Origin of the sequence: Hathewaya limosa, from assembly GCF_030815255.1 — a bacterium.
GTDB classification, from domain to species: Bacteria; Bacillota; Clostridia; order Clostridiales; family Clostridiaceae; genus Hathewaya; species Hathewaya limosa.
In genome coordinates, this window is record NZ_JAUSWN010000048.1 from 1 (window position 1) to 3,015 (window position 3,015).

Annotated in this window: 1 rRNA gene; it reads right to left on the bottom strand. The window is 48.4% G+C overall.

Features of this window, described 5'->3' with window-relative positions:
• Window positions 1–29: 29 nt before the first annotated feature.
• A 23S ribosomal RNA gene (locus QOZ93_RS13940) occupies window positions 30–2,941 on the bottom strand.
• Window positions 2,942–3,015: the final 74 nt, after the last annotated feature.

Here is a 3,015-nt window from a genome sequence, read left to right on the forward strand (position 1 = left end):
TCTCTCAAAATTGTATAATGAATATTTATTTGGTCAAGTCCTCGACCTATTAGTATGAGTCAGCTGAACATGTTACCACGCTTACACCTCTCACCTATCAACCTTGTGTTCTTCAAGGGGTCTTACTGAATTAATCATGGGAAATCTAATCTTGAGGTGGGCTTCACACTTAGATGCTTTCAGTGTTTATCCCTTCCCGACATAGCTACCCAGCTGTGCCACTGGCGTGACAACTGGTGCACCAGAGGTCAGTCCATCCCGGTCCTCTCGTACTAAGGACAGCTCCTCTCAAATTTCCTGCGCCCGCAGCGGATAGGGACCGAACTGTCTCACGACGTTCTGAACCCAGCTCGCGTGCCGCTTTAATGGGCGAACAGCCCAACCCTTGGAACCGACTTCAGCTCCAGGATGCGACGAGCCGACATCGAGGTGCCAAACCTCCCCGTCGATGTGGACTCTTGGGGGAGATCAGCCTGTTATCCCCGAGGTAGCTTTTATCCGTTAAGCGATGGCCCTCCCACGAGGTACCACCGGATCACTAAGCCCGACTTTCGTCCCTGCTCCACCTGTATGTGTCGCAGTCAGGCTCCCTTCTGCCTTTGCACTCTTCGCGCGATTTCCGACCGCGCTGAGGGAACCTTTGGGCGCCTCCGTTACATTTTAGGAGGCGACCGCCCCAGTCAAACTGCCCACCTAGCAATGTCCGACGACCAGTTTCATGGCCTTTCGTTAGAACTCCAATAATATCAGGGTGGTATCCCAAGGATGACTCCATAGCCCCTGACGAAGCTATTTCCTAGTCTCCCACCTATCCTGTACAGATAATACCGAAGTTCAATGCTAAATTGCAGTAAAGCTCTACGGGGTCTTTCCGTCCAACTGCGGGTAGCAAGCATCTTCACTTGCACTACAATTTCACCGGATTTGTTGTTGAGACAGTGCTCAGATCATTACACCATTCGTGCGGGTCGGAACTTACCCGACAAGGAATTTCGCTACCTTAGGACCGTTATAGTTACGGCCGCCGTTTACTGGGGCTTAAGTTCATTGCTTCGCTTACGCTTACAAATCCCCTTAACCTTCCAGCACCGGGCAGGTGTCAGCCCCTATACATCAGCTTACGCTTTAGCAGAGACCTGTGTTTTTGTTAAACAGTTGCCTGAGCCTATTCTCTGCGACCTATATTTCTATAGGCACCCCTTCTCCCGAAGTTACGGGGTCAATTTGCCTAGTTCCTTAACAACAATTCTTCCGCCGGCCTTAGGATTCTCTCCTCACCTACCTGTGTCGGTTTGCGGTACGGGTACCAAACTTCTCCATAGAGGCTTTTCTTGGCAACATGGAATCAGATACTTCGCTACTTAAATTTCGCTCCCCATAACACCTCAGCATTAACAACTAAACGGATTTTCCTGTTTAGTCTGCCTAAGTGCTTAGACGCACACTCCAACAGTGCGCACATCCTATCCTTTTGCGTCACCCCATTTGTCAAACGAAGTTTGGCAGTATTGGAATATCAACCAATTGTCCATCGCCTACGCCTTTCGGCCTGGGCTTAGGTCCCGACTAACCCTGAGAGGACGAGCCTTCCTCAGGAAACCTTAGGTTTTCGGCCAATAAGATTCTCACTTATTTCTCGCTACTCATGCCAACATTCTCACTCCTGTACAGTCCACCGCTCCTTTCGGTACGACTTCTGCCCATACAGGAAGCTCCTCTACCATGTACTTACGTACATCCATAGCTTCGGTGATAAGTTTTAGCCCCGAACATTTTCGGCGCAGGATCTCTTGACTAGTGAGCTATTACGCACTCTTTAAATGAATGGCTGCTTCTGAGCCAACATCCTAGTTGTCTTAGAAATCCCACATCCTTTACCACTTAACTTATACTTTGGGACCTTAGCTGATGGTCTGGGCTCTTTCCCTTTTGACTACGGATCTTATCATTCGCAGTCTGACTGCCAGGGTAAAAGTAAACGGCATTCGGAGTTTGATAGAGTTCGGTAAGCGGTGAAGCCCCCTAGCTCATTCAGTGCTCTACCTCCGCTACTCATTTGCCTGACGCTAGCCCTAAAGCTATTTCGAGGAGAACCAGCTATCTCCGGGTTCGATTGGAATTTCTCCGCTATCCACAGCTCATCCCATGGTTTTTCAACACCAACGTGGTTCGGACCTCCACGGAATTTTACTTCCGCTTCATCCTGGCCATGGATAGGTCACCCGGTTTCGGGTCTACGATATGCAACTATGCGCCCTATTCAGACTCGATTTCTCTTCGGCTTCGTACCTGCGGTACTTAACCTTGCTACATACCGTAACTCGTTGGCCCGTTCTACAAAAAGTACGCCGTCACACATATAAAGTGCTCCGACCGATTGTAGGCACACGGTTTCAGGTTCTATTTCACTCCCCTCCCGGGGTTCTTTTCACCTTTCCCTCACGGTACTTCTTCACTATCGGTCACCAGGTAGTATTTAGCCTTGGGAGGTGGTCCTCCCTGCTTCCCACAAGGTTTCACGTGTCTCGTGGTACTCTGGATCAGACTTAATTAAACTGTTCTTTCGCTTACAGGACTATTACCTCCTACGGTGGGTCTTTCCAAACCTCTTCAGCTAAAATAGTTTAATCGTTATTGTCTGTCCGCAACCCCAGAGATAAATCTCTGGTTTGGGCTCTTTCCCTTTCGCTCGCCGCTACTTAGAAAATCGATTTTTCTTTCTCTTCCTCCGGGTACTTAGATGTTTCAGTTCCCCGGGTTTACCCTCCTAAACCTATTTATTCAGTTTAAGATACATACCGTTAAGGTATGTGAGTTCCCTCATTCGGAAATCTGTGGATCACAACCTATGTGCGGCTACCCACAGCTTATCGCAGCTTATCACGTCCTTCATCGGCTCCTGGTGCCAAGGCATTCGCCATGCGCCCTTTCTAACTTGACCTATCATGAGTAACTGATTTGTTAATCAGTACTAAATTTATTTATATATTCATTATACAATTTTCAAAGAACAAT